The sequence below is a fragment of the Pseudoalteromonas sp. S3178 genome (genome assembly GCF_005886985.1).
Classification (GTDB): Bacteria; Pseudomonadota; Gammaproteobacteria; order Enterobacterales; family Alteromonadaceae; genus Pseudoalteromonas; species Pseudoalteromonas carrageenovora.
Genome location: NZ_PNCW01000501.1, coordinates 1 through 306, shown reverse-complemented (window position 1 = coordinate 306; position 306 = coordinate 1). Strand labels below are relative to the sequence as shown.

The following is a 306-nucleotide window of genomic DNA, read 5'->3' as shown; positions in this document are numbered from 1 at the left end:
CTGTCAATTAACCCTTCTAACGTCGCAATGTGTGAAACAACTTTATAAGCGTAATAAGGATATAGTGCGAGGTTAGAGACGTTAATATTGTTCGCATGCGGAAGCTTATCTTGATTGTTGTCTAGTAAAATATACTTGCACTCGCTTTCCGCGATGAAAACTTCTTTTCCTTCTGTAGTAAGCTGTTGGAAGGCTTCAGCAGTAATAACGAGATAATCAAATTGTTGGCTATCAATAAGCTGCGCGTTAAAAAGTTCCCTTGGGAATATTTCACATTGGGCTTCATAGATGCGTAGTTGATTTTGG

Annotated in this window: 1 protein-coding gene; it reads right to left on the bottom strand. The window is 38.6% G+C overall.

Annotated elements, in window-relative coordinates:
- On the bottom strand, positions 1-306 hold a 306-nt coding region (locus CWC11_RS21930; RefSeq protein ID WP_138684256.1), incomplete at both ends, for a hypothetical protein.